This is a genomic window from Shewanella sp. 10N.261.52.F9 (genome assembly GCF_041471165.1).
GTDB classification, from domain to species: domain Bacteria; phylum Pseudomonadota; class Gammaproteobacteria; order Enterobacterales; family Shewanellaceae; genus Shewanella; species Shewanella marinintestina.
Genome location: NZ_JBFRNX010000008.1, coordinates 163,302 through 184,907 on the forward strand (window position 1 = coordinate 163,302; position 21,606 = coordinate 184,907).

The window sequence follows — 21,606 nt, forward strand, 5'->3', positions numbered from 1 at the left end:
CCGCCTCACGTAAGCACGCGATTGCATTGCCTTATGCGACCTGACTTGGCAATGATAGCTATTTTCCGCTTAGCAATTTTTACCGTATAATCTCGGCTCACTAATTTTTAGGCAGATCAGCATGTTTAATATCGCGCTTTACGAACCCGAAATCGCCCCAAATACGGGTAATATCATCCGCTTAATCGCTAACAACGGCTGCCATTTGCATTTGATTGAGCCATTAGGCTTCGATTTAGAAGATAAGAAGCTACGCCGCGCCGGTTTAGACTACGCCGATTTAGCCAATGTGACCCACCATAAAAACTTTGAAGCCTTCCTTGAAGCAATGGCTGGCAAACGCATTATGGCCTGCACGACTAAGGGCAGCCGACCGCACTCAGAGCTAACATTTAAGCAAGACGATGTATTGCTATTTGGCCCAGAAAGCCGCGGCTTGCCGGCAGATATCATCGATTCGATTCCAACTGAGCAGCGCCTACGCATCCCGATGATGTCTACTAGCCGCAGCTTAAACCTGTCGAATGCGGTAGCCATTATCAGCTATGAGGCTTGGCGTCAGCTAGATTACGCAGGCGTGTAAATCTTAGCTAAAAAAATACAGCCATAAATGTTCCAGACACAACGCCAAAAGCTGCCCATCCATGGGCTTTTGCCATAAATGTTCCAGACATTAAAAAGCCGCGATAATCGCGGCTTTTGGCTATTTAAGCTGATGTAAGCAATCTAAAACTTATGCTTATCCACCAAAACCTACATCGGTCATATTCACTTGCTTAACCTTGCCATGCTCTTGGGCTATCGGCGCAATCTTAGCGGCGTTACCTATGATGACAAACTGCAGGTTCTTTTTAGGGAAATAAGTATCAATTAAGCGCTTTGACTCTTCTAGCGTTAAGCCATCAACTTTAGCCTGAAACTCATTAATAAACGCATCGTCAAAACCATATAAATACATATCAGACATTAGCCCTGCAAGCTGACCACTGGTCTCGTACTTAGGCGGGAACTGCCCTTTAACGTAGGCTTTAGCCGAGTCTAGGGTGACTTGATCTAAGCCCTGCTCCCACAGTCTTGCATAAGTTTTTAAGGCTAGATCGATAGTTTCCTTAGTGGTCGCCGTTTGGGTAAAGGTACTGATTTTAAAGGTACCTGACGCCGAGTAAGCACTAAAACCTGAGCGAGCACCGTAGGTTAAACCCGCATTAACTCTAAGCTCGTCATTAAGCCATGAGGTAAAACGGCCACCTAAAATGGTATTTATCACTGTAAGGCCTACATAGTCTGGGTTGTCACGACTAATCCCCATGCCACCAATCAAAAACGTTGTTTCAATGGCGTCTGGCTTATCCACTAACAAGACATCGGCTTCTTCTAGTTTAGGCAAACCTTTAGAAAGGTCGACTAAAGTCACTGGTTCTGAGTCTTGCCAGTTAGCAAATAACTTTTCTAACTTGGCCTGCATCTGCGCAGGCTCAAAATCACCAACTACACTAATTGCCGTATTTGATGGCTGATAGTAGCTCTTATGGAATGCACGTAGCTGCGGGATGGTTAGCTCTGCAAGTGATGTGCTATTGCCTGATGTTGCGTTGCCGTAAGGATGTTCGCTAAAAATAAGCTTGTCGTAGTAACGACTAATCACCGCTCGCGGACTCTCTTTTGCTTGCGATAGTCCGGCGATTTCGCGTTGGCGTAATTTATCAAACTCGGTGGCATCAAAGTCCGGCGCAACCAGCATGTCTTTAATTAGCGGCAACATTTTATCAGCGTCTTTTGCCATAAAATTACTGCTAATAAAGCTACCTTCTTTACCTGCACCACTGCTTAAGCTCGCACCTAAGAAGTCAATTTCTTGCTCAATTTCAAGCTTAGTCTTGCCCGCGGCGCCTAGCATCAAACCAGCAGCGGTCATCTCTGCAACACCAGAAGTTGTATCGTTAACGGCACCAACTCGTACTGTGGCATCTATGGTAATGAGTGGCACTTCACGTTGCGGCATCATATACACAGTTAAGCCGTTAGAAAGCTTAACCTGTTGATAAGCTGGAACACTAAAGCTACCAGTATCAATGGTGGTTGGTGCTTGCGTCGTTGCACAACCAGATAAAGCTAACGCGCCCGCAACGGCGATTGCCGTGAGCAGCTGCTTAGGTTGCTGTAACGTTCTGCCGCTTAAGGTTGAATATAAGGTCTTCATTGGTCAGCCTCCTCTTCTGCAGCCAGCACAGCAACGGTGCGATTTGAACGTTTTAGGTAAGTTTGTGCCACACGCTGAATGTCTGCAGGCGTCACCTTGTTATAAGCCTCTGGCGCGTTAAATAACTTGTCGTAACTGCCAAAAAATAGCTCATAAGTACCAATCGTATTGGCTTTACCATTAATAGTCTCCATCGCACGGTAAAAGCCCATCAGCTTAATGTTTTTAACCTTTTCAAGCTCAGCTTCTGTCACACCTTGTTGTGAAATTCGATTGATTTCACTAATCATTGCATCTTCAAGTTCAGGTGCTGTTACCCCTGGGTTTGCCACCCCCATAACGTAAAATAAGTTAGGGTCAAACGACATAGGCATATAAGTATCGACCTCGATGGCAACTTGCTTATCTACTAAGCCTTGATACATACGTGAGCTGTTGCCTGTGGTTAATATCGATGCCAATAGATCCAGCGCATAGTAGTCGCTATTTGATGTAGCTGGTACGTGGTAACCCAACATTACATTTGGCGTGCTCACTGAGGCTTTTTGCACAAATACGCGGCGCTCACCTTTTTGTAGCGGCTCAACGGTCTTCACCTCTCTTGGCGGTGCTTGTGCCGGAATTGGAGCAAAGTATTTATTGGCGAGCTTTTTCACTTCGGCCAGCTTTACATCACCTGCAATCACCACGACGGCATTGTTCGGCGCGTAGTACGTTTTATGGTATTGAGTTAAATCATCTAAGGTCCAAGCCTCAATATCTGACTCATGGCCAATCACCGACCAGCTATAAGGGTGCGCTCTAAATGCCGCTCCTTTTAGCTCTTCTTGGATCACTCGCCAGTTAGAATTTTCCAGCCCTGTTAAACGCTCTGATGCAACCACACCGCGCTCACTTTCCACCATCTGCTCATTAATATCGAGGTTTTCAATTCTATCGGCTTCAAGATCAAAAATAGTTTCAATGGCATTGGCTGGGAACCAATCGGTATACACTGTTAAGTTTTCGGTAGTGTAGGCATTGTTTGCACCACCGGCCGCTTCCATAGTGCGGTCAAACATCTTTGGGCCATACTTCTTAGAGCCGTTAAACATCATATGCTCGAAAAAGTGTGAGATCCCAGTGATCCCCGGAACTTCATTCCGTGAACCAACCTTCCAGAAAAGGTACATGTTGGCGTTAGGGATTGAACTGTCCTCTAACACCATAATCTTCATGCCATTGTCCAAAGTGAAACTTTGAATATCTTTGGCTTCTGTGGCTTGTGCCATCGGCATTGCCAGCAGCATGCCTAGGCTTAAAAATAATGCCTTGGTATAGCGCTTCATTATTCGCTCCTTGTTTAATAGCAACCAGTATAAGAAGTTGTGCTAGTCAACGTTTTATACTGATTGTTATAAGCACTCTTGTTATATGCTGATTTTTATAGCCACAATATAACCAAAACTCGGCTTTCGGCTATAAATCATAGCGATTCTCACTATGAATTCCGCCCCCATCAAAAAGCAAATGGCGATGAAAATCAAATTAATGACAGCAAATATTTGTAACCCTAGGTAAACATGGCTTAACAAAGCTGTAATGACGTTTTGTTAGCAAGGGTTTTATGCTAGTTTCAAATTCTGTTCCGCGAGAGGTAGGCCGCTTATGCAGTCAGAAAAGGACTTCAATACATTAGATACGCTCAACTGCAACACAGACGTACATTTGCAGTTACTCACTCCCACTCAGACCATACGTTTGCGTAGCCGTTTAATCGGCGTCGATCCCGGGCGCTCGGTAATTTTAACCTTAGGTAACGATAAGAGCTGGCAAACCGCTAACCCATATATCCGGGAAAGACAGAGCGTAGTGATCCGCGTGGTCAATAGCGATGAGCAAGATGCTAACATTTTAGCGTTTCGCAGCACGATTCAAAAAGTCGTCAGCGAGACTGGGCAATGGTTAATCATCACCTACCCCAAAGAGCTGCAAACCGTATCTTTAAGACAACACTCTCGTGTACCTATAAATATCAAAGCTAGCCTAATTTCGGCAGATGCTAGCGATGTAGTGTTGAGCGGGCATTTGAAGGATATTTCAATCAAAGGCGGTGCTTTTGCCGGTGATGCTAGAACAGACTTTGTTATAGATAGTCAGTTTCGTCTTAAAATTGAGCTCGATGATGAAGTTAAAACTATTGCTGTGATCCTAAAAAATCAGCAATTAGAAGCGCAAACCGGGCTAGCCCAATATGGTTTTATCATTGATGCTAGCGCTGAAGAAACCGAAGATTTAGTGCAAAAAGTGGTACTACAGCACTTAAACAGCTAACTGAATAGCGCAGCAGTCACCCGATAAACGAATCCATCACTGCTGCGATACCTTAATTACCGCGCAAGAAACACCTGCTCAATGTGATGTAACAACTTAGGTGATTTAAGCTCAGTTTCTCCAGTCATTAAAAAGGAGAAATTTTCAGCAATAATCTCTTCAGGATGAATAATATAATTGGTATTGCGGCCAATCTGTTTAAAGAATCCTTTTAACTCTGAAACTTTTACAATTTGAGCATTGTCAGGGTCATAAATATTAGTGCTCGCTTGCTCAGAATCCCCAACAATAACAAAGTTAAACTCAAGATAGTCAAAGAACTCACCGCCTTTTTCTAGGCTATATTGCGGCTCTGCAGAATAAAGAATCGGTACTGCCCAAACCATATTGCCTTGATAACTCACTTGAATTGCAAAGTTATTAATAGGTGCATCAGGGTTAGTAATTTTTTGTTTCAAAAGGTCGCTAGGAAAAGCAATTTCACCAACCGGATAAAAGCCAATTGCTTGATACAGCTTTTGTTTTACCTCTGGGTTAAAGCGCGAAAATATATGCAGTATTTCATGGGCAACCAAACCTGGGAGGCCGTCAGCATGACTTAACTGCTTTTGCTGCAAAATAATAGCCTGACCGCGAGTATAAGCCGCGCCGCCCTCTTCTAGGCCAGAGGTTTTAATAAACTGAATCGGCTTAGGTAAAGACACATTTAACTGTTTAAGTTTAGGTAATATTTTACCATACGCTTGCTCCACCGCTATCCGTTCTTGCTCGCTCCAATCTAAAGTTTGGCTAGCAACAAAAGCTAAGTATTCCGCTTTGCTTGGGCTGTCTGCACGCTTCATGCGTGACGCCATATCAAATTGGCTAATACCACCAACAAAATCATCCTCTTGAGTTAATACAGTTGCAGCATCAACCTTATTAAGAAATGCTATTGAATCGCTGGTAGCTGCTAAGCTGGTACCCGATAATGAGATACTCAAACAAAACCACATGCCATAGATAAGTGTCGATACTGTCGCTTTCATACTACTCATTCCTTTGTTCATATTTTGCCAAACACTTTAGTCACAAGCCGGCAGTGCTATCAAGCGCTTTTAACACTTAGTAAATAACACCACATCATTGCCTAACACTTCTAATGACCAGTTATATTGCTGCGCTATCCACTCAAAAGTTTCAGTCGAGTAGAAATTAATATGGGTTAAATCGTTTTTATAGTGCCACTTGCTAAATGCTGCTTGATCACTGACACGCTTAGTCATAATTAACATCAATGAACCGGGTTTTAATAGGTTATCGAGTGTCGTTAACAGCGCTTTGGCATCAGCTACATGTTCTATGACTTCCGTCATAGTGACAAAATCATATTGGCGTGTGAGCTTTTCAGGCTGGTTAAAGTAGTAAAGATCATAGTTATCAACTTTAACCCCTTGCTCTGCTGCCATAACACTAATGGTAGGGCCTGGGCCGCAGCCAAAATCTAGGCCCTGACTGTTAGCGTTCACTCGCGCTAAAATAGGATCAACTGCACGTGACAAAAACTGCCGATAACCTAAATCCTCGGCATTATTTTGGTGCTGATCGTAAATCGCTTTTTCATCTGTACTACTCAATAGAAACTCACTCGGCACGCTGACTAATAAGCAGTGGCCACAACGCATATAACGTCTAAATTTATCTTGATGAAAAGCGACTAAACTATGCTGCTGGCATAAAGGACAATGACTCAAAAGATATTCCTACTATCACTCAACTGGTAATTACCAATTTGAAACAACTTAAAACGGCTTAGGTATTTTACGTTGTTTATTGGCCGCTTCTCGCGCTTCGCGTAAATATTTTTCTTCTCGCGATTCTCGTTGCTTAAATTGTTGCTGTGCTTTTTCTATTTGATCGTTTTCCCAATCACCATGCTGTTGTCGTTTCAATACATCTGCTTCTCGTTGCGTCCTTTGCTCAGCTGCATCACGGGCCTTTTGTAACTGTTCTTGTTCAACTTGTTGCTTTACCTGCTCAGCTTGCTGCGACAAAGAGTCAGCGCGCTTTTGGGTCGGGTCATCACTAGCAATTACCGCAAAACTACTCAATGCAGCAACTAGCAAAATAAGTGGATGACTAATCTTTACAAATATATTCATGGTTAACCTTTTCCTTGTTACCTAGCATCACAGGTTTCTATTTTTCCGATAGCGCCAGAATCCAATATTCTTTATTTGATTATAATTGAAGCAGCGCTTTAAAATAACTGCTGCGATAACCGTTTAGCGGTTAAGTTAACGACAAGTGACTATTAATTTTGGCGTTGTCGCAATATTTTCAAATTAATGTTCTCTAGATTCAATTTTGTTACATCTTAATTGTGCAAAGCGTCAAATAAAGGTATTTTTGACGCTTAATTATTAAAACTCCATCGAATTGATGATTTTTAAATCAATATTTGCGTTATTTTTCAACTGAATAATGTCATGCCAAAAGGGAAGAGTGTATGAGTGCGTCAATGTGGTCCAAACTATACTCCCGTGTAACGGCCACAGATCCGACATTACTAGAGCAACTCAAGCTTGCGCAGACCACTGCGGAATCTCCAGCATTAGCCATTATTCAGGGGCAACAATTTATTGCTGCCAACACTTCTACTCTTAATTACTTTGAGAGCCAAGAACAAAACTTTCTGCATGCAACGCCATTCGACTTTTCGCCACGCATTCAATCCTCGGGTAAGAGTAGCGTTGAATATGGCCAGCAGATGCTAAAAAAAGCGGCTAAAGGAGAAACCCTTTCTTTTAGCTGGCTACACATGAGTCAACAAGGTAAAGAGCTGCCAACCATGCTCACCTTACACCCTGCAGAATTAGACGACACCCCGATAACCGTAATCTCTTTCCAGCCGATGGATAGACGTAAACGTACTCGAAAAAAGATCAGTAACGGCTTTGAAACCTTACCTAAAGAGCTAATGTCAGTAACGCTTGAAGACAGTGCTGAAGCCGTTTATATCACAGATGAGCATGATCAGATCTTGGCAGTTAATAAAGCCATGTGTCGCATTTGCGGTTACAGCGCTGAGCACTTACTGAATAAGAAACCAGCCGATCTTAATCTTGAGCTAAGCAAATCAAATAACAGCTCAACGAGCCAACGTAGCTGGCAGGGAGAAGTGTGGAAGTGTCGCTCTGATGGTTCTACTTTTCCAGCATGGCAAAGTTGCCGCCGCATATACGCCGATGAGCAAGTTTTTTACGTCAACTTGTTTAGTGATATCAGCGAGAAAAAAGCCCTTGAAGCCAAGCTCACTCAACAAGCCATGTACGACAGGTTAACTGGCCTGCCAAATCGCTTTCATTTAATCAAAATACTCAATAAAGCGATTAGCAATATTAAGCAATCTCCAGGCTTGATGGGAGCGTTGATGTTTTTAGACCTTAACGGATTTAAAAACATTAACGACAGCTTTGGTCACTCAACTGGCGATAAAGTTTTGCAGCTGGTCGCAGCGCGCTTAGAAGCTTGTTGTATTGAAAATGCGGAAATTGCTCGCCTCGGTGGTGATGAATTTACACTAGTGCTACCAGAGTGCCGCACAACCGAAGAGATAGAAGCTTTTTCTGAGTTGGTTTTATCGTTATTTGAAGCACCATTCGAAATCAATGGTCAAAAATTTTACCTTGGAACCAGCATAGGGATCTCTCTGTTTCCACAACAAAGTGATGAACCAAATCAATTATTGAGCATGGCAGATACAGCTATGTATTCCGCTAAGAACAGCCCTAGCCATATTCGTTTTTATAATGCGACAATTCGTGAAGCTGCTGAAGAGAAACTACACATACTCAATGACTTACGCCACGCCCAAAGCCTAAGACAATTTAGCCTAGTGTACCAAAGTGTGGTAGATCTTGAATCTAACGCTCTGGTTGCCGTGGAAGCATTATTACGCTGGCAGCGTAATAATGGCGAGATGATAGAAGCCCATGATTTCTTACCTTTTTTGGAAGAAACAGGCTCTATGGTCAGTGTTGGTCAATGGGTTTTAGAGCAAGCATGCTTACAGATGGTCCAGTGGCATAAAGAGTTTAATTCAACGCTTAAAATTAGTGTTAATATTTCAGCTTCTCAGCTAGAGCATCCGGATTTTATTAGTATGGTTCGCGATACCTTAGATCGCACACAGTTGCCAGCAGACGCGTTAGTGATTGAAGTAACAGAAAGCGCTCTAATTCGACGTCCTGCGCTAATAACTAAGGTATTAAATCAATTAAAGTCGATGAATATCAGCATCGCAATTGATGACTTTGGTGCCGGATTATCATCGCTAAGTAGACTCAGTAGTTTACCTATAGATGCACTAAAAATTGACTCTGGTTTTGCTCAAGCTTTAGATAGCCCACAAGGGCAAAAACTCTGCAAAGCCGTGATTCAATTGGCGCAAACATTAGATATCTGTTTTATCGTTGAGGGAATTGAAAACCAACATCAGCGCGATACGCTGCTAACTATCGGCAAGGGTATGGGACAAGGTTTTTATTTCGGTAAGCCTGTAAAAGCAAAGACATTTTCAGTACAAATACTAACCCATACAGAACAACTGTCTTTAGCTAGCTGTAACGCCTAACAAGACTGAATAGAAGCGCAACTACGCCAAGCACACCGAATAGGTTATTCAGTATCGCTCCCTGCAAAAGCTTGTGCCGGCGTAGCTACTCCTATCATCTTTAGATGACAAAAGTATTAGACCTCATTGGGCAAAAAATTTGCGTGATTTCGACGAGATTTCCTCAATCAATTACCAATACAAATCACAAAAGTCCACATTCAATTAGATGTTTTACAGCAGGCAAAGGTCATTATCAGCAAAGCCCATATTTCTAACGATATCGCGCTCTAACCTCTGCAGGCATTGATGCTAATCTTTGCTCAACCATTGCACTTAATGCATTGGTTAATGGAGTGACATCTTGCGTGTTATCAATCGCTTTAATCATCATAGCTGCAGCCTCTAAAGTCGATAAGCTATCGCTGCGGCTCGCCTTACGTATGGTGTAATTTGAAGCAGAATCCAGGTCAAGGTGTAAGGCTGGATAATCCTGTAACCAAGGGTTCAGTTGCAGTAATTTATAGGCCTTTCGCCAAGTGCCATCCAAGAAAAGCAGTACAACGTCTTGCGCTATCTGAGTCTCGTTTGCCGATACGCTATTATCTGATGGATAAACTAAATAAACAGGCTTGTTAGACAGGGCTAATTGCTCGCGCAAGCCTGCAAAATCATCGGCTGTTTCACCTACTACGACTTGAGTATTAGCAATAACCAACTCCATCAAACGCACACTATTTTTTGCATGCCCCACTTCGCTAGGATCCTGTAAAATAATCAGCTTAGGTTTGATTTGCATGGTTTGAATATTTGCACACAAACACGCATTTTGCGGGTAGTGACAGTTTGGGCAATTAGGACGGGACACAGAACCTCAATAAAGTACTTTATGGTAAGCGGTAGAAGTTTAGCTGAGCGGGCCAAGGTACTGCAATGCAAAATAAAAAAAGCCTGCCTAGATGGTTAGTCTATGCAGGCTAAGGGTGTTTCAGGTTGAAACGAATCTAACTTTTAATCAAAATCTTACTAATGGGCATGCTGCTCTTGATGCCAATGATCTAACTTCGGCATTGCCATCATCGCAAGCAAAGCAATAGCTCCCCCCCCCATCAAAAATGCAACTGCATAAGGTGCTGGCAGACTGGTTTGCTGTATGAAAGCGGTCAGTAATGACGCGCCACTCATTTGAATGAAGCCCAACATAGCCGTCGCAGTTCCCGCTCTTTCACCAAAAGCTGACAGTGCCATACTTGTTGCAGGGCCAAGTAATAGCGCAAAACCAATACAAAGCAGCATCATAGGCAACATAAAGCTAAATGCAGCCATCATGCCCGTTTGTGGGCCCACTGTTTGCACAATAACTTGTGTCGCAGCAGAGGCTAACATCAAGGTTAACGCAGCAATCACTGTAGGACGGTTACCCAACTTTTTAATCACCAAAGGCGCAGTAAAACAAGCAACAATATTCACAGCCGCATTTAATCCAAATAGACCACTAAACGTCAGCTCTGACACCCCTAAATTCTCAATTAACCAAACTGGCGCGTAAGATACGTAACTTAAAATTGCTGCCATGCCAGCCATACAAGCAAGTGCATAAAACACAAAGTGTGGTTCAGTAATCACCGGCTTATAACGAGCCCAACGATAAAGCGGCCCATCACTAACAGTATTTTGTGGACGAGTTTCTGGTAGACGCAGACTCACTAGCATTAAAACAACAAAACCATATAGCGCCATAAACACGAAAGTAGAACGCCAGCCAAACTGCAGCGCTAACAAGCCACCCAAAGTAGGGGCTAAAGCAGGAATAATACAGATCATGCCATTTAGATAACTGTAATAACGTGCGCCCTCCTTTGGAGAAAAACAGTCTCTCACAGCGCTAAACACCACAATCGAAGTTGAGCATGCCGCTAACCCTTGCATCACCCGCGCAATTTGAAGCCAATGGAACTCCACTGCCACTGCTGCTAACACACTACTAATCATGTAGAAAATGATACCGCCTATCGCGACAGGACGACGACCATAACGATCCGCTAGCGGGCCAATAAGCAATTGACCTGTACCCATAGCAAATAAAAACAGCACTAACGTTGACTGAATTTCGCTAGCAGACACAGCAAATTCTGCCGCCATTGTAGGCATGGAAGGAAGGTATATATCGATAGCCAATGGGCTCAAAATCACCATTGGCAATAAAATGGGTAACAAACTGCGACGCATTATCTTTCTCTGTATTTGGAAAACAGCGCTATAGTAATCAAACTATGGTATGAACAGAAATGATATTATTTCCGTTATGAATTTCCACTGAGGAATATCTTTGAAACTCGACAACCTCGCACGCATCGATCTTAATCTATTAGTTATTTTACAAGTACTTCTAGAAGAGGAGAGCGTAACCCGAGCAGCAAGCCGCTTACATGTCAGTCAGTCGGCCCTCAGCAAGAGCTTAAACCGTTTACGTGAAACCTTAGGCGATCCGCTTTTTTTACGCACTGCTCATGGTTTAAAACCCACAGCTCATGCCGTGCAGCTAGGTAAACTGCTACCACAAAGCTTGCAAGGTTTATATCAGCTAACCCTGCCGCCTAATTTTACACCACATAACAGCACTCGCCAGTTTTCGTTTGCTATGGTGGAAAGCGCTTATGAAACCTTGATCCCCTATTTTATAGGTACCTTGCTTGAGCGTGCGCCGAACTTAAAGCTCGACAGTTTTGGCTGGAACGAACACTCAATACAAGCCTTACAGCAAGGCCAACTAGACTTTGGCATTTCAGGGCGAGAACTACACCCACAAGCCGCTTTTCAAGTCGATAGGCTACCAGAAGGAATTGCTCACCAAACCTTATTTACCGACCACCAAGTTTGCTTAGTGCGCCAAGACCACCCAATCATTTCAACCGTTGCAGCAGGTCATTGGGATCTAGATATATATTTGGAAATGTCACATGTGCAGGTGCGCTGTGAAGGTAATGACTGGTGGGCGCTAGACTACCACTTAGCCGATTTAGGTCACCATCGCCGCCTAAGCACCACTGTGCCTGACTTTTATGGAGCAGCGAGTGTTTGTGCCCATAGCGATCTTATTTTCACCCTACCATCGAGTTTTGCTCAACACGCACAAAAGCTCTATCCGTTAGTTGAACTACCATTACCTTTTGAATTTATTCCGCTAGCATATGTGTTGCTGTGGCATGAACGAAATGCAGATGATCCGGGACATCGCTGGGTTAAAGAGATCATTTGTGAAAGTGTCGCCAATGCTTTCTCAAGTCACAAATCGCTACCAGCTTGATTAAGATGAAGCTTTATTAACGTGATCTTCGATTAATAACTCGGCAATATACTAGTTAACCGTTAGCACAAGCAGCACCAATTAAAGACCAGTCAGTATTAATGACACTGCCATTCAGTCTGCATTCATCCTTTTGGTGTAAGCTAGCATTAAGATATTTGGGAGAACTTATGATTTATAGCCAATTTCAACACAATCCGATGAATAACCGATTCTCTGGCACTCGTGGCTGGTTAGCATTTGTTATCGGCTTAGCCTTTATGACGCTAGCGCTTGTCGCCTTACCGTTTTTACTGCTATTTGGCGCCATTACTTTTGTTGCTCTAAGTCTATTTGGACGCGTATTTTTGAAGCGCCAGCTCGCTCGTTTCCAAAAACAGCAAGCAAACCAAGAGTTTCATCATCAAGAAGATTTTCAAGAGACTATTTTTAAAGAGTCTACTCGAGCAGCTCCTAAACAGGGTCGTACGTTTGAGCACAACCCAAACGAACCTGTTTAACGCGAGTGTTAGTCGTTAAGCTTGAGAGCTGATGCGTTGAGAGGCCGAGAAAGTAAGGCCTCAAAACGTGTCCATTTATCAGCAGTCGTCTGCGCCTTTGTCTCAACCCAAGCCGCTACGGCATCCTCCCCGACGTTATAATTAATCACGTATGAGCGGTTACGCTCAAAAAATCTCACACGCTGTTTTGCACGTGCTTGCGGGTACAAAGCGCCCTCCATCAGCATACTTTCAGCCATATCAGTATCAATCAACTTGTCCGTTAAACATTGGTTTACGTGGTTTTCGTAATAGCTGAGCTTCTTCACTTGTTTTAATACTTGGTGAAATAGTGCTAAATCGCCTTCAAGCCCTGCTAATGGCATCAACACATCACGCTCAAACTCCAGTACTTCAGCATCAGTCATAATCAAACTTAACGCGTAATTAGCACTGCCCTCTGACAGGTACGAGATAGGGCTGTACAACGGGTAGATGGCATATTCTAACCACTGCTTAGCCTTTACCAACCTTTGCTCTTGCAGCACATTAAATACATGGTGTCCAGGATACCCCTCATGGGACGCCAGCTCTAAATAACGTTCAATACCTAAAGGCTGATCTTGATTTAACTGGATAAGGCTATGTGCATCTCCTTTGTACCAATTATAAGCCGTCCAAACCTTGTCATTGACATACTCAATCTCAAAGCTTTCCTCGACGGGTAAATCCATATGCTTGCTTGTCAGCTTTCGTGCAATATTCACTGATGCTGTAAATACCGCGGCAGCCTTATCTTTTGGCACAATGAATTGCGCTTTAAACTCGTTATAACGATCGCTTAGTGCGCCTTCGCCTGGCAATAAAGCATCTATTTCGGAAAGTACTTGTTGGTGCTCTGCTAATGAGTATGGTGGGAGCTTACAGTCATACAAAGCCTCTGCTTCAGCGGTAAAGCTTAACTGGCTACCTTGTAAAATTGTGAGATAAGCTGCAATTGAATGCCATTGTGTTTTTAAAAATTGATAACGCAGCTTAAGGTCTGCTGCAATAATTTGCGCAGCAAGCACTGAAAGCCACTCTGTTCCTGCTTGATGCTGAGCTTGCAACTCACTAAGAGGCTGCCAAAACGTGTCTTTTCGCCACTGTACGGGCCCATAATAAGCGTCTACATAATAACAATCATGCTGTCCAACAGCTAAAACCAACTTGATATAACGCTCTGCAAACTGATTTAGTTGCTCTTCCTGTGCCTGATACGTTAACCGTGAATTGCTTTCTTGTGCAGTATTTAAGTTTGGCAAATGCGCTCCTAATCGTTAGCAAAGAATCAAATTGAGCAAACATACGCCCAAAGTATACATTATACAATTATGAGAGTCGATGTAGTTAACTAGCAGGAAAAAGGAGCTAGCCTGTAAAATTAAGGTGTCGGTACTGAGGGGATAAGGGACTTAAGTCAAAAGTACTAGCAGGAATAAAATCAAACATGAAAATATTTCGGCCTGCATAGAAAAAACTAAGCAGGCGTGATAATTAACGAGCTTTTATTAATGGCTAACCACCAGCTAAGCGACGAAGAAAACTTACTGCGTTGGCTCTGATAATAGCTCTGCCGCTTTATTTAGTGACAGTCGCTCTTGTTCTGATTGAGTCACAGCTAATACGGCATCAATTTGCTGAGCTAATGAATCCCAAAGTGGTAAGATAACGGCTAGCTCTTGTTCGTTGCCGCGCTCTCGCGCCATTTTAAGCAACGCAGCGGCTGAAACCACATCAATACGCCCCAAAATACCATCGGCTAAGGCAATGCTTAGCTCAATCATTGCCGGTACGCTATGACCGTATTTAATCACCTCGCGCAGATAAGATTCTGCCTGCGAAAAATCATGACCCAATGCACTATCATCATGCAACATACTTTGCGCGCGGGATAACATAGCATCGACCTGCCCTTGCTCAGCGGCTTCTGCCATCCAATATTCGCTCATTACCGTATCTTGCTTACAACCTTCACCACGAGCAAGCATCAAGGCTAAATGATATTGGGCATGAGGGTAACCCGCTTGCGCCGCACGATGGATAAATTTATAGGCAGCAGGTAAATTACTTTGCTGATAATACAAAACACCAAGGTTGGCCATTGCCTCTGACTGCTCAAGCTTTGCAGCTTGGGTAAGGTACTTTTCTGCTTGCAGCATATCGGCATTAAATTGCTCGCTACCTACCATGTAAAAGTAGCCTAGCAGCGCCATGGCGTTAGCAACTCCTGCATCGGCAGCCTTAGCAATAGCCAACTCACCAGTGGATACATCAGCTTCACCACTGTATCCATGGATTAACGATACGCCGTGCTCAAATAGCGCATTTAAGTCTTTTACTGCTGCTTGTGCAAACCAATAACTTGCTTGCTTAAATGACGCTGCAGAGCGTTCTTCAACAGCCTCTTCACGGCTTTCCTGCAGAGCAAGTTCTTGCTCACGCTGCATTAGCGCTCGTGTCTTTAAAGACATACCCACTAAATACTGTGATTCAGGATCTCGCTCCATAACGGCACGATAACAAAGATCCCGTCCGGCTAAAGAATCGAAATCTTCGAAGTAGTATTCTGGCTTTTCTTGCTTAGCCACAAGCTTAAACAGTGACTCGACTAAAGCTAAAAGTTGTTTAATCGAACGTTCACTCAGCTGCTGCAGCTGCTCAGGTGTAAGGTGATATTTTTCAGGGTGCGCGCCACGGTTACCGTCAGCTCTTAGCTTGTGTAGTGCTCGAGTCGTTTTAACATCAATCAAGCGACGCTGATTTAGCTGTTCAATACGATCATACAGATTGGGACTTTCAAAACGGATTTGTTTAGGTTCGGCCAACAAACTGGTTAGCTTATGGCTAAAGCTGCGAACATGCAGCAACGCTTGAGTAGGAACATCCTTTACATAGCTTTTAGCCTTACGATAATCCTCGCCTAATTCAGCAGAAAACAGATTCACGAACTCAATATCGTTTAACAAGACGCTTACCTCTAATCACCACCTAAACAGTTTCGTGATTAAAGCCCACCGCCCTGTCACGAAACAGGCTAACCTTGTAGTGATAATTTACAGCGCCAACCACTACAAGGCCTCATACAACAGCGTTAGATTACGCTGTTACTCTTCATTTTGGACGTTACCAGCTACTTCTGGTGTTGGACGTGACACCATATACAAACGGAACAATGCAACGTTCACGAATAAGCCAAAGAAGGCCACAATAACATCGCCAATTAGCTTAACAGGAAGTCCACCCAGTTCAGTGAGCTGTGCCAAGATACCGCCAAAAAGAGAAAGTGGAATGTAAAGTAAAAATACTGCAATCGTCTTGAATGCTATAGGGCCGCTAAAGCTGAAGCTGCGTTTAATCGCTTCCATCGGTGTCAGTCTTTCCACCACCACCATAAAGTTTACGAATGCTAAGCGAGCAAATAAGTAAATTGATCCAACCAGGCCTATCACGCCCAGCATAGGGTCAACCGCCATTAAGATAAATACTGGCGCTAGAACCGCAAGACCAGAGAACACTCCGGCTAAAAGTAACGCTGGCACAAAATTGAAGCTGGTCTTTAAAATCATGCTATTACTAGGGCTATGACCTTGAGAACGAACCTCTAAAAATAGGGTTAACGCGGCAATTAAAAATGAAAACACTAACAATAGCACCATCATGGCAACCATGTGGCTAGTACCAAATTGTGGGTTTTCAAGATCAGCCGAGCTAATTTCTAAACTTAGCCATAATTGTATACCAACCTGTACGAATAAAATTGGTACAAACAAAAATGCTAACTGGCTAATATTGTTTTTAAAAAAGTTAAAAGCTTGAGTCAAGATAGCTGACAGTGGCATAGGACTTTCCAAAAGATAAAATTCAATTACATAAGTTAGCGCTAAGGATACCCAAGTTTGGAAATGAATGCACAATTGAAATGAGTAATTAGTTCTCAAAAAAAATGCAAACGAATTGTTAAAAACGCTAGACTAGTCAATATTGATATCAACAAGGGAATAGCCATTGTCTCAATCACTGTCTTGTTCAGCATCCTACGGGAGCTTTGCAGCAAGCACTTTGGGATTATTTGGGTATAACCAACTAAGGAGAGTGAGATGAAATTAACCACTGTGGGTCTGGTAGCCATTACGGCATTAATGAGTACACCTGCGAGTGCTGGTATCTTGGATCAATTGGGCCAAGCGACTGACACTAAAAAACAGCAAACAGAGCAGGCTGAATCTTCTGATCTTGTAGGCAGCGTGATGTCACAATTAGGGCTAAGCCAAAACCAAGCTGAAGGTGGCTTAGGCAGTTTATTGTCTTTAGCACAAAGCTCTTTGGGCAGTAATGACTTTAGCTCTATTGCTGATTCTATACCTGGCGTTGACGGTCTTTTAGGTGCGGTACCTGAGTTAGATGGTGATTCTGGGATGTCGGGACTGCTTTCAAAAGCGGGTGGACTAGGTGAATCACTGCAAGGTGGTGCAATGGTTTATGATGCTTTTGAGAAGCTAGGGATCTCTAAAGATCTTGCTGCTCCTATGATAGATATAGTTAAGGGCTATTTAGATACTAATGGTAGTGCTGGCACATCAGATCTATTGATGAAAGGCCTTGGCGCTATTTTGTAAAAGCCTGCTAAACCTTCTCAACGATGAAGCTGTTGTTGAGAAGGAACTCTCTTCACAATTAATACTCTAACTCTCTGTGACAGTTAATATCCTTTAACGCTATAGGAGCCAGTATGCTCGCCAAACTCAAACAGTTTTTTGGTAATCCACAAGCCACACTCTCAGATGAAGAGCGCGCAGAACACTTGAACTTAGCTGCGGCCAGTTTACTTTTAGAAGTCGTTATGGCCGATGAAAGCATGTCTGAACAAGAAGCTAAACTACTACCAGATCTATTAACCACAACCTTGAATCTAGATCCTGACGATGCTCAACACTTAATTAGCGACGCTAAAAAATCTCAAGAAAAATCCACTTCGCTATATGAGTTTACTCAAGCGATTAACGACAATTTCGATGTAGAACAAAAACAGCAACTCATTTTAGCCATGTGGCGTCTTGCATACGCTGACGGTCATTTATGCCAATATGAAGACCAAATTATTCGCCGCACCGCAGAGCTATTTTATTTGCGCCACAGCGAGCTGATCCAAATGCGTAATATCGCCATGGAGCAGCAAGAAATAAAACGTAAAGAAGATAAATAACAGCCGAAATGACAAACTAAAATCTTGAGGAATAAGACTGGATAGAAAAGGAGCCTCCAAATTCGGCTGGCGACTCCATATTACATTTGCAATAATTGGTATTGGCTAGAAGATAAAAATGGCTTCCTGCCCTGAAACATCCTTGCCTAGCTAAAGTTTATTTAACTCGCTTACACTCAGCTTTTTAGCACTTACCATAATCTGCAAATTAATGACAATTGGCACAGGTATCGTTAGCAGAACCTTCTTCATGTACCACATGACAGTCACTGCAAGTGATAATACCTTCGTGTTGGTTATGCACTTCACCCTCAAGCTCTGTTAATGAGCCATGACAAGTTATGCATGCCTCATTTTCAAAAGCCATATCAGACGATGGAGCACCATCTTGATGACATGATTCGCAACCGGCCATTTCCGTATGAGTATCAGCTACAGGTGCTGCTATCGCTACAGTAGAAAAGCTTAGTAAAACTGTTAAACCTAAAACCTTAAGCATAGTTAAAACCCTCAGAACATAGTTTAAGCAACCGTCATTTGACCGGTATACAGAATGAAATTACGCAGTAAAAGTACCCCTACCAGGCTGCAACTTGCTGTAACCGCAACATAAGAGAACTTACGTTTGGCAGACGCCTTCATAAACAGGTTAAAGGCGAGTGGCATACTTAAACCAACCACCACCACACCAGCCCAGAAGATCCAGCCCCAGAAGCCCTCTCCAATTGCAGCTAGTGCAGCCACTTGGCTTTGGCCACCAGTTAAAATCAATCCAGCGAAGAAAGTGAATAACAGGATGATTTCAAGCAAAATTATTGGGATCTCTATATTGTGAATGAAATGGACTTCTTTACCGTCTGGGTTACCGTTTAACAACACGCCACCTAATAAGGTGCCTGCTGCGCCCGAAGATAGGCCAGAAATCAAGAAAAGTAGTGGTAGTACAGGGTTATTTAGCATTGGGTAAGTCGTCAATGCCGATAGTAGGAATCCGGTATAAGCACCTAAAGACAATGCCAATATCACTAACAGGCCTGTAATTGTTGCCTCTTGCTTAGCTATGCCGTTAAATATTTTTTCAAGAATAGGCCAGCGACCATTACTCCAATTCAGTACTGGCGCTTTAAATACACATGCCAACCAAGCAAATAACGCAACTTGGTAAACCATTAGCACGGCAACACCAACGGACATCACCGATGTTGGGTTGTAAAACACTAGAATTTTCCAAAAATCGAATGGCTTGGTAAGGTCGATAACTAAAATGCCTAGCCCGGCAAAAACCGCTAATGGAGCAATTAAACAAGCAGCCTGCACAAAACCTGACTTGTACGCATCTCGCCCTAATTTGAAGTGCTTAAGTAACACCGCAAAACAAATAGCTCCTGCAGAAATACCTGCAAGGAAGAGGTAAATCGCAATAGGCCAAGGCCAAACTAAACTGTCAAAATGGAATGGACTCATAGGTTTATCTCCCCACCTTTTGCAGCGATACGGAATACTTTAGGTCTAGTACCTAAGTCTGTCTTAGTTCGATAGCTAGGAGCGGCCTTCAAAACTTGAACCACTTGAGATTGCGGGTCGCTAATATCGCCAAAAGTTAATGCCTTAGTCGGGCAAGCATCAACACATGCTGGCAATTTTCCTTCTTTGAGGCGTGTTTCTTTGCAGAAGTCACATTTGTCAGCCGCTTTGGTCACCGGATGTATAAAACGAATTTGATAAGGGCAAGCCGCAATACAGTATTGGCAGCCAACACACTTCCATTCATCCACGCTTACAATGCCTGTTTTAGGATCTTTATAAGCGGCTCCTGTTGGGCAGACTTTTACGCAAGGCGTATCATCGCACTGCTGACAAGACTTTCGAGTAAAGCGGAAATACTGATCCGGATATTCGCCAAATGGGCCTTCACGCTCAATCTCAAGCCGACTAACACCTTCTGGAACCTGGTTTACTTCGCGGCAAGCTATAGAGCAAGCATCACAGCCAATACATTTAGTTTCGTCATGTACTAATGCATATTTACAGGCGGGCTCTGCTGCCCCTGCCGTGCGATCTTTTGCGGTCGCAATAGTGAAACCTGATGCACCAACAACTGCAGCACAGGCTCCTTTTAAAAATAATCTTCTAGAATTGGACATATTCGTTTCCCTAATTACTTAGCCACGTGGCAACTGCTGCATAACTCGCTGCGCTCTTTAGCTGAAACCCCAATCACCGGGTCCGTATTTGGATGCAAAAGGTGGCAGCTTGCACAGTTCACTTTGTTAGAGTGAGCGTCGTGGCTCCAATCATCTTGCGCCAATACTTCGTGATCGTGGCAGGCTAGGCAGCGCTCGGTTTGCGTATTCGCATCTGCAGTCGACTTGTCACCAAATCCCACTAGATTTGAGGCTTTTCTTGGATGTCCCTCTTTTTCACCATGGCAATCCTGACAACTGATATCCAAAGCGTTATTGGCGTGAACGCCATGCATCATTCCGTTGCGCTTATGGCACATAATGCATTGTTTATTTTCATTAATTTTGAATTCTGCAGCAACTGACTGAATAGAAACGGTTGATGCTGCAACCACTAGAAGAATACTCATTAGCACTGGGGCTGAATATTTGAATAGTCTGGACATGAAGTGTCCTCACATTGCTAAGTGATAAAATAAAAGAGAGTAGGGAGTCGGTGTTGCAACCTAAGCTGCAACACCAAATGACGTTATGCCACCAATGAGCTTTTGATTAGGTTTGCATCGCAGTCATTCTTAGCAAGATGAAGTACTTTCACACCCATTTTTGCTAATGTTGCATCGATAAAGCGGTTGTTTTCATCTGAATTGTGTTGCGGATCAGTAATGACCAATTTTACTGCTGATGATTCATTATCAACGAGTACGTAATCTAAATGGCAACCTTGTAAATAACTATGAGCATCTTGTTCTTTCTCATCCTTATCTACATCACAAAGGCTATCTAATGTGGTGCCGTATACTACGTTATATTGACCCTTTACTAGAGAGTTCAATTTATTGATAAAACTACCAGGTTGACTATCTAATGAGTTAGACTTCAATTTAATATTAGAAGCCATGTACTCATTTCCTTTAAAGAACTTAATACATGTTAATGTAAACGTCACCAAAACAAATGGTACAACTAGAAATAGAACAAAGTACATGAAAGCATAACTAAATATTACAGATGCGCTCATAACAACCTCCAAGCTTACATTTTAATTATAAAATAATATTTTCCCTGCCAATTCAGTATTAATACTTAGCCATTATCAAACCTTGATCCAAATCAAAAACAAACTGTAGCCTTGTTTATAAAAATGAAAATTAAAGAGGTAGTCTAATTCATCAAATTAATATTTTATAAATACAAAAATGGAATGTCTAATATGTGATTTTTTGTTTTTTGAAAATACGCACTGAACATTAATCAGCCAGCAATTGTTCAAAAAACCGGACGA

Annotated in this window: 22 protein-coding genes; 7 read left to right on the forward strand and 15 right to left on the reverse strand. The window is 42.8% G+C overall.

Annotated features, from left to right (window positions below; genetic code table 11):
• Positions 1 to 121: 121 nt before the first annotated feature.
• Positions 122 to 583 (forward strand): tRNA (uridine(34)/cytosine(34)/5-carboxymethylaminomethyluridine(34)-2'-O)-methyltransferase TrmL, encoded by a 462-nt coding sequence (gene trmL / locus AB4298_RS06535; RefSeq protein ID WP_249000701.1) that lies wholly within the window; start codon positions 122 to 124, stop codon positions 581 to 583.
• Between the two features lie 156 nt (positions 584 to 739).
• On the opposite strand, the gene AB4298_RS06540 is transcribed toward trmL, so the two are convergent.
• Both AB4298_RS06540 and AB4298_RS06545 read right to left on the reverse strand, forming a co-directional pair.
• Positions 740 to 2,200: a M16 family metallopeptidase gene (locus tag AB4298_RS06540; RefSeq protein ID WP_371986111.1), complete on the reverse strand. Its 1,461-nt coding sequence runs from the start codon at positions 2,198 to 2,200 to the stop codon at positions 740 to 742.
• Entirely contained in the window at positions 2,197 to 3,528 is a 1,332-nt protein-coding gene (locus AB4298_RS06545) for a M16 family metallopeptidase (protein WP_371986112.1), read from the reverse strand. Before AB4298_RS06545 ends, AB4298_RS06540 begins: the two co-directional genes overlap by 4 nt.
• 319 nt (positions 3,529 to 3,847) lie before the next feature.
• On the opposite strand from AB4298_RS06545, the gene AB4298_RS06550 reads away from it, so the two are divergent.
• Entirely contained in the window at positions 3,848 to 4,513 is a 666-nt protein-coding gene (locus AB4298_RS06550; protein WP_249000704.1) for a flagellar brake protein, read from the forward strand.
• Between the two features lie 56 nt (positions 4,514 to 4,569).
• Here the strand turns inward: AB4298_RS06550 and AB4298_RS06555 are convergent, their stop codons facing one another.
• The 3 genes from AB4298_RS06555 to AB4298_RS06565 form a co-directional block, all read right to left on the reverse strand.
• On the reverse strand, positions 4,570 to 5,541 hold the full coding sequence (locus AB4298_RS06555) for a hypothetical protein (RefSeq protein ID WP_249000705.1): 972 nt from the start codon (positions 5,539 to 5,541) through the stop codon (positions 4,570 to 4,572).
• Between the two features lie 69 nt (positions 5,542 to 5,610).
• Positions 5,611 to 6,246, reverse strand: coding sequence for a class I SAM-dependent methyltransferase (locus tag AB4298_RS06560; protein WP_371986114.1), 636 nt, complete (start codon positions 6,244 to 6,246; stop codon positions 5,611 to 5,613).
• Positions 6,247 to 6,294: 48 nt separating this feature from the next.
• Positions 6,295 to 6,654: a hypothetical protein gene (locus tag AB4298_RS06565; RefSeq protein WP_249000707.1), complete on the reverse strand. Its 360-nt coding sequence runs from the start codon at positions 6,652 to 6,654 to the stop codon at positions 6,295 to 6,297.
• 347 nt (positions 6,655 to 7,001) lie between these two features.
• Here AB4298_RS06565 and AB4298_RS06570 point away from each other — a divergent pair, with 347 nt between their 5' ends.
• Complete coding sequence (locus AB4298_RS06570; protein WP_371986115.1) at positions 7,002 to 9,128, forward strand: EAL domain-containing protein; 2,127 nt, start codon at positions 7,002 to 7,004, stop codon at positions 9,126 to 9,128.
• Positions 9,129 to 9,381: 253 nt separating this feature from the next.
• Here the strand turns inward: AB4298_RS06570 and AB4298_RS06575 are convergent, their stop codons facing one another.
• Together AB4298_RS06575 and AB4298_RS06580 are read right to left on the reverse strand one after the other, a co-directional pair.
• Positions 9,382 to 9,975 carry a tRNA-uridine aminocarboxypropyltransferase gene (locus AB4298_RS06575; RefSeq protein WP_371986116.1) on the reverse strand — a complete coding sequence of 198 codons (594 nt, stop codon included), beginning with the start codon at positions 9,973 to 9,975 and terminating at the stop codon, positions 9,382 to 9,384.
• Between the two features lie 158 nt (positions 9,976 to 10,133).
• Positions 10,134 to 11,336, reverse strand: coding sequence for a multidrug effflux MFS transporter (locus tag AB4298_RS06580; protein WP_371986118.1), 1,203 nt, complete (start codon positions 11,334 to 11,336; stop codon positions 10,134 to 10,136).
• A 100-nt stretch (positions 11,337 to 11,436) separates the two neighbouring features.
• Here AB4298_RS06580 and AB4298_RS06585 point away from each other — a divergent pair, with 100 nt between their 5' ends.
• Together AB4298_RS06585 and AB4298_RS06590 are read left to right on the forward strand one after the other, a co-directional pair.
• The gene (locus AB4298_RS06585) at positions 11,437 to 12,414 is read left to right on the forward strand and encodes a LysR substrate-binding domain-containing protein (protein ID WP_249000711.1); all 978 of its coding nucleotides are present in this window, start codon (positions 11,437 to 11,439) and stop codon (positions 12,412 to 12,414) included.
• Between the two features lie 170 nt (positions 12,415 to 12,584).
• Positions 12,585 to 12,914, forward strand: coding sequence for a hypothetical protein (locus tag AB4298_RS06590; RefSeq protein WP_371986119.1), 330 nt, complete (start codon positions 12,585 to 12,587; stop codon positions 12,912 to 12,914).
• 8 nt (positions 12,915 to 12,922) lie between these two features.
• Here AB4298_RS06590 and AB4298_RS06595 read toward each other — a convergent pair whose 3' ends face one another.
• The 3 genes from AB4298_RS06595 to AB4298_RS06605 form a co-directional block, all read right to left on the reverse strand.
• Entirely contained in the window at positions 12,923 to 14,197 is a 1,275-nt protein-coding gene (locus AB4298_RS06595) for a hypothetical protein (protein ID WP_371986120.1), read from the reverse strand.
• A 282-nt stretch (positions 14,198 to 14,479) separates the two neighbouring features.
• Complete coding sequence (locus AB4298_RS06600; protein WP_371986121.1) at positions 14,480 to 15,901, reverse strand: DUF4145 domain-containing protein; 1,422 nt, start codon at positions 15,899 to 15,901, stop codon at positions 14,480 to 14,482.
• A gap of 138 nt (positions 15,902 to 16,039) precedes the next feature.
• Positions 16,040 to 16,774 carry a hypothetical protein gene (locus AB4298_RS06605; RefSeq protein ID WP_249000715.1) on the reverse strand — a complete coding sequence of 245 codons (735 nt, stop codon included), beginning with the start codon at positions 16,772 to 16,774 and terminating at the stop codon, positions 16,040 to 16,042.
• Positions 16,775 to 17,032: 258 nt separating this feature from the next.
• On the opposite strand from AB4298_RS06605, the gene AB4298_RS06610 reads away from it, so the two are divergent.
• Positions 17,033 to 17,551, forward strand: a complete 519-nt coding sequence (locus tag AB4298_RS06610; protein WP_249000716.1) for a DUF2780 domain-containing protein — start codon at positions 17,033 to 17,035, stop codon at positions 17,549 to 17,551.
• A gap of 113 nt (positions 17,552 to 17,664) precedes the next feature.
• The gene (locus AB4298_RS06615; RefSeq protein WP_249000717.1) at positions 17,665 to 18,138 is read left to right on the forward strand and encodes a tellurite resistance TerB family protein; all 474 of its coding nucleotides are present in this window, start codon (positions 17,665 to 17,667) and stop codon (positions 18,136 to 18,138) included.
• Positions 18,139 to 18,346: 208 nt separating this feature from the next.
• On the opposite strand, the gene AB4298_RS06620 is transcribed toward AB4298_RS06615, so the two are convergent.
• From AB4298_RS06620 to AB4298_RS06640, 5 genes are all read right to left on the reverse strand, one after another.
• Positions 18,347 to 18,637 (reverse strand): cytochrome c3 family protein, encoded by a 291-nt coding sequence (locus tag AB4298_RS06620; protein WP_249000718.1) that lies wholly within the window; start codon positions 18,635 to 18,637, stop codon positions 18,347 to 18,349.
• A gap of 23 nt (positions 18,638 to 18,660) precedes the next feature.
• A complete protein-coding gene (gene nrfD, locus AB4298_RS06625) occupies positions 18,661 to 19,602 on the reverse strand; it encodes a cytochrome c nitrite reductase subunit NrfD (RefSeq protein ID WP_249000719.1) in 942 nt (313 codons plus the stop codon).
• Positions 19,599 to 20,282 (reverse strand): 4Fe-4S dicluster domain-containing protein, encoded by a 684-nt coding sequence (locus AB4298_RS06630; protein WP_249000720.1) that lies wholly within the window; start codon positions 20,280 to 20,282, stop codon positions 19,599 to 19,601. Before AB4298_RS06630 ends, nrfD begins: the two co-directional genes overlap by 4 nt.
• A 14-nt stretch (positions 20,283 to 20,296) precedes the next feature.
• Entirely contained in the window at positions 20,297 to 20,767 is a 471-nt protein-coding gene (locus AB4298_RS06635) for a multiheme c-type cytochrome (RefSeq protein ID WP_249000721.1), read from the reverse strand.
• An 83-nt stretch (positions 20,768 to 20,850) separates the two neighbouring features.
• Positions 20,851 to 21,222 carry a DUF2726 domain-containing protein gene (locus AB4298_RS06640; protein WP_371986123.1) on the reverse strand — a complete coding sequence of 124 codons (372 nt, stop codon included), beginning with the start codon at positions 21,220 to 21,222 and terminating at the stop codon, positions 20,851 to 20,853.
• Positions 21,223 to 21,606: the final 384 nt, after the last annotated feature.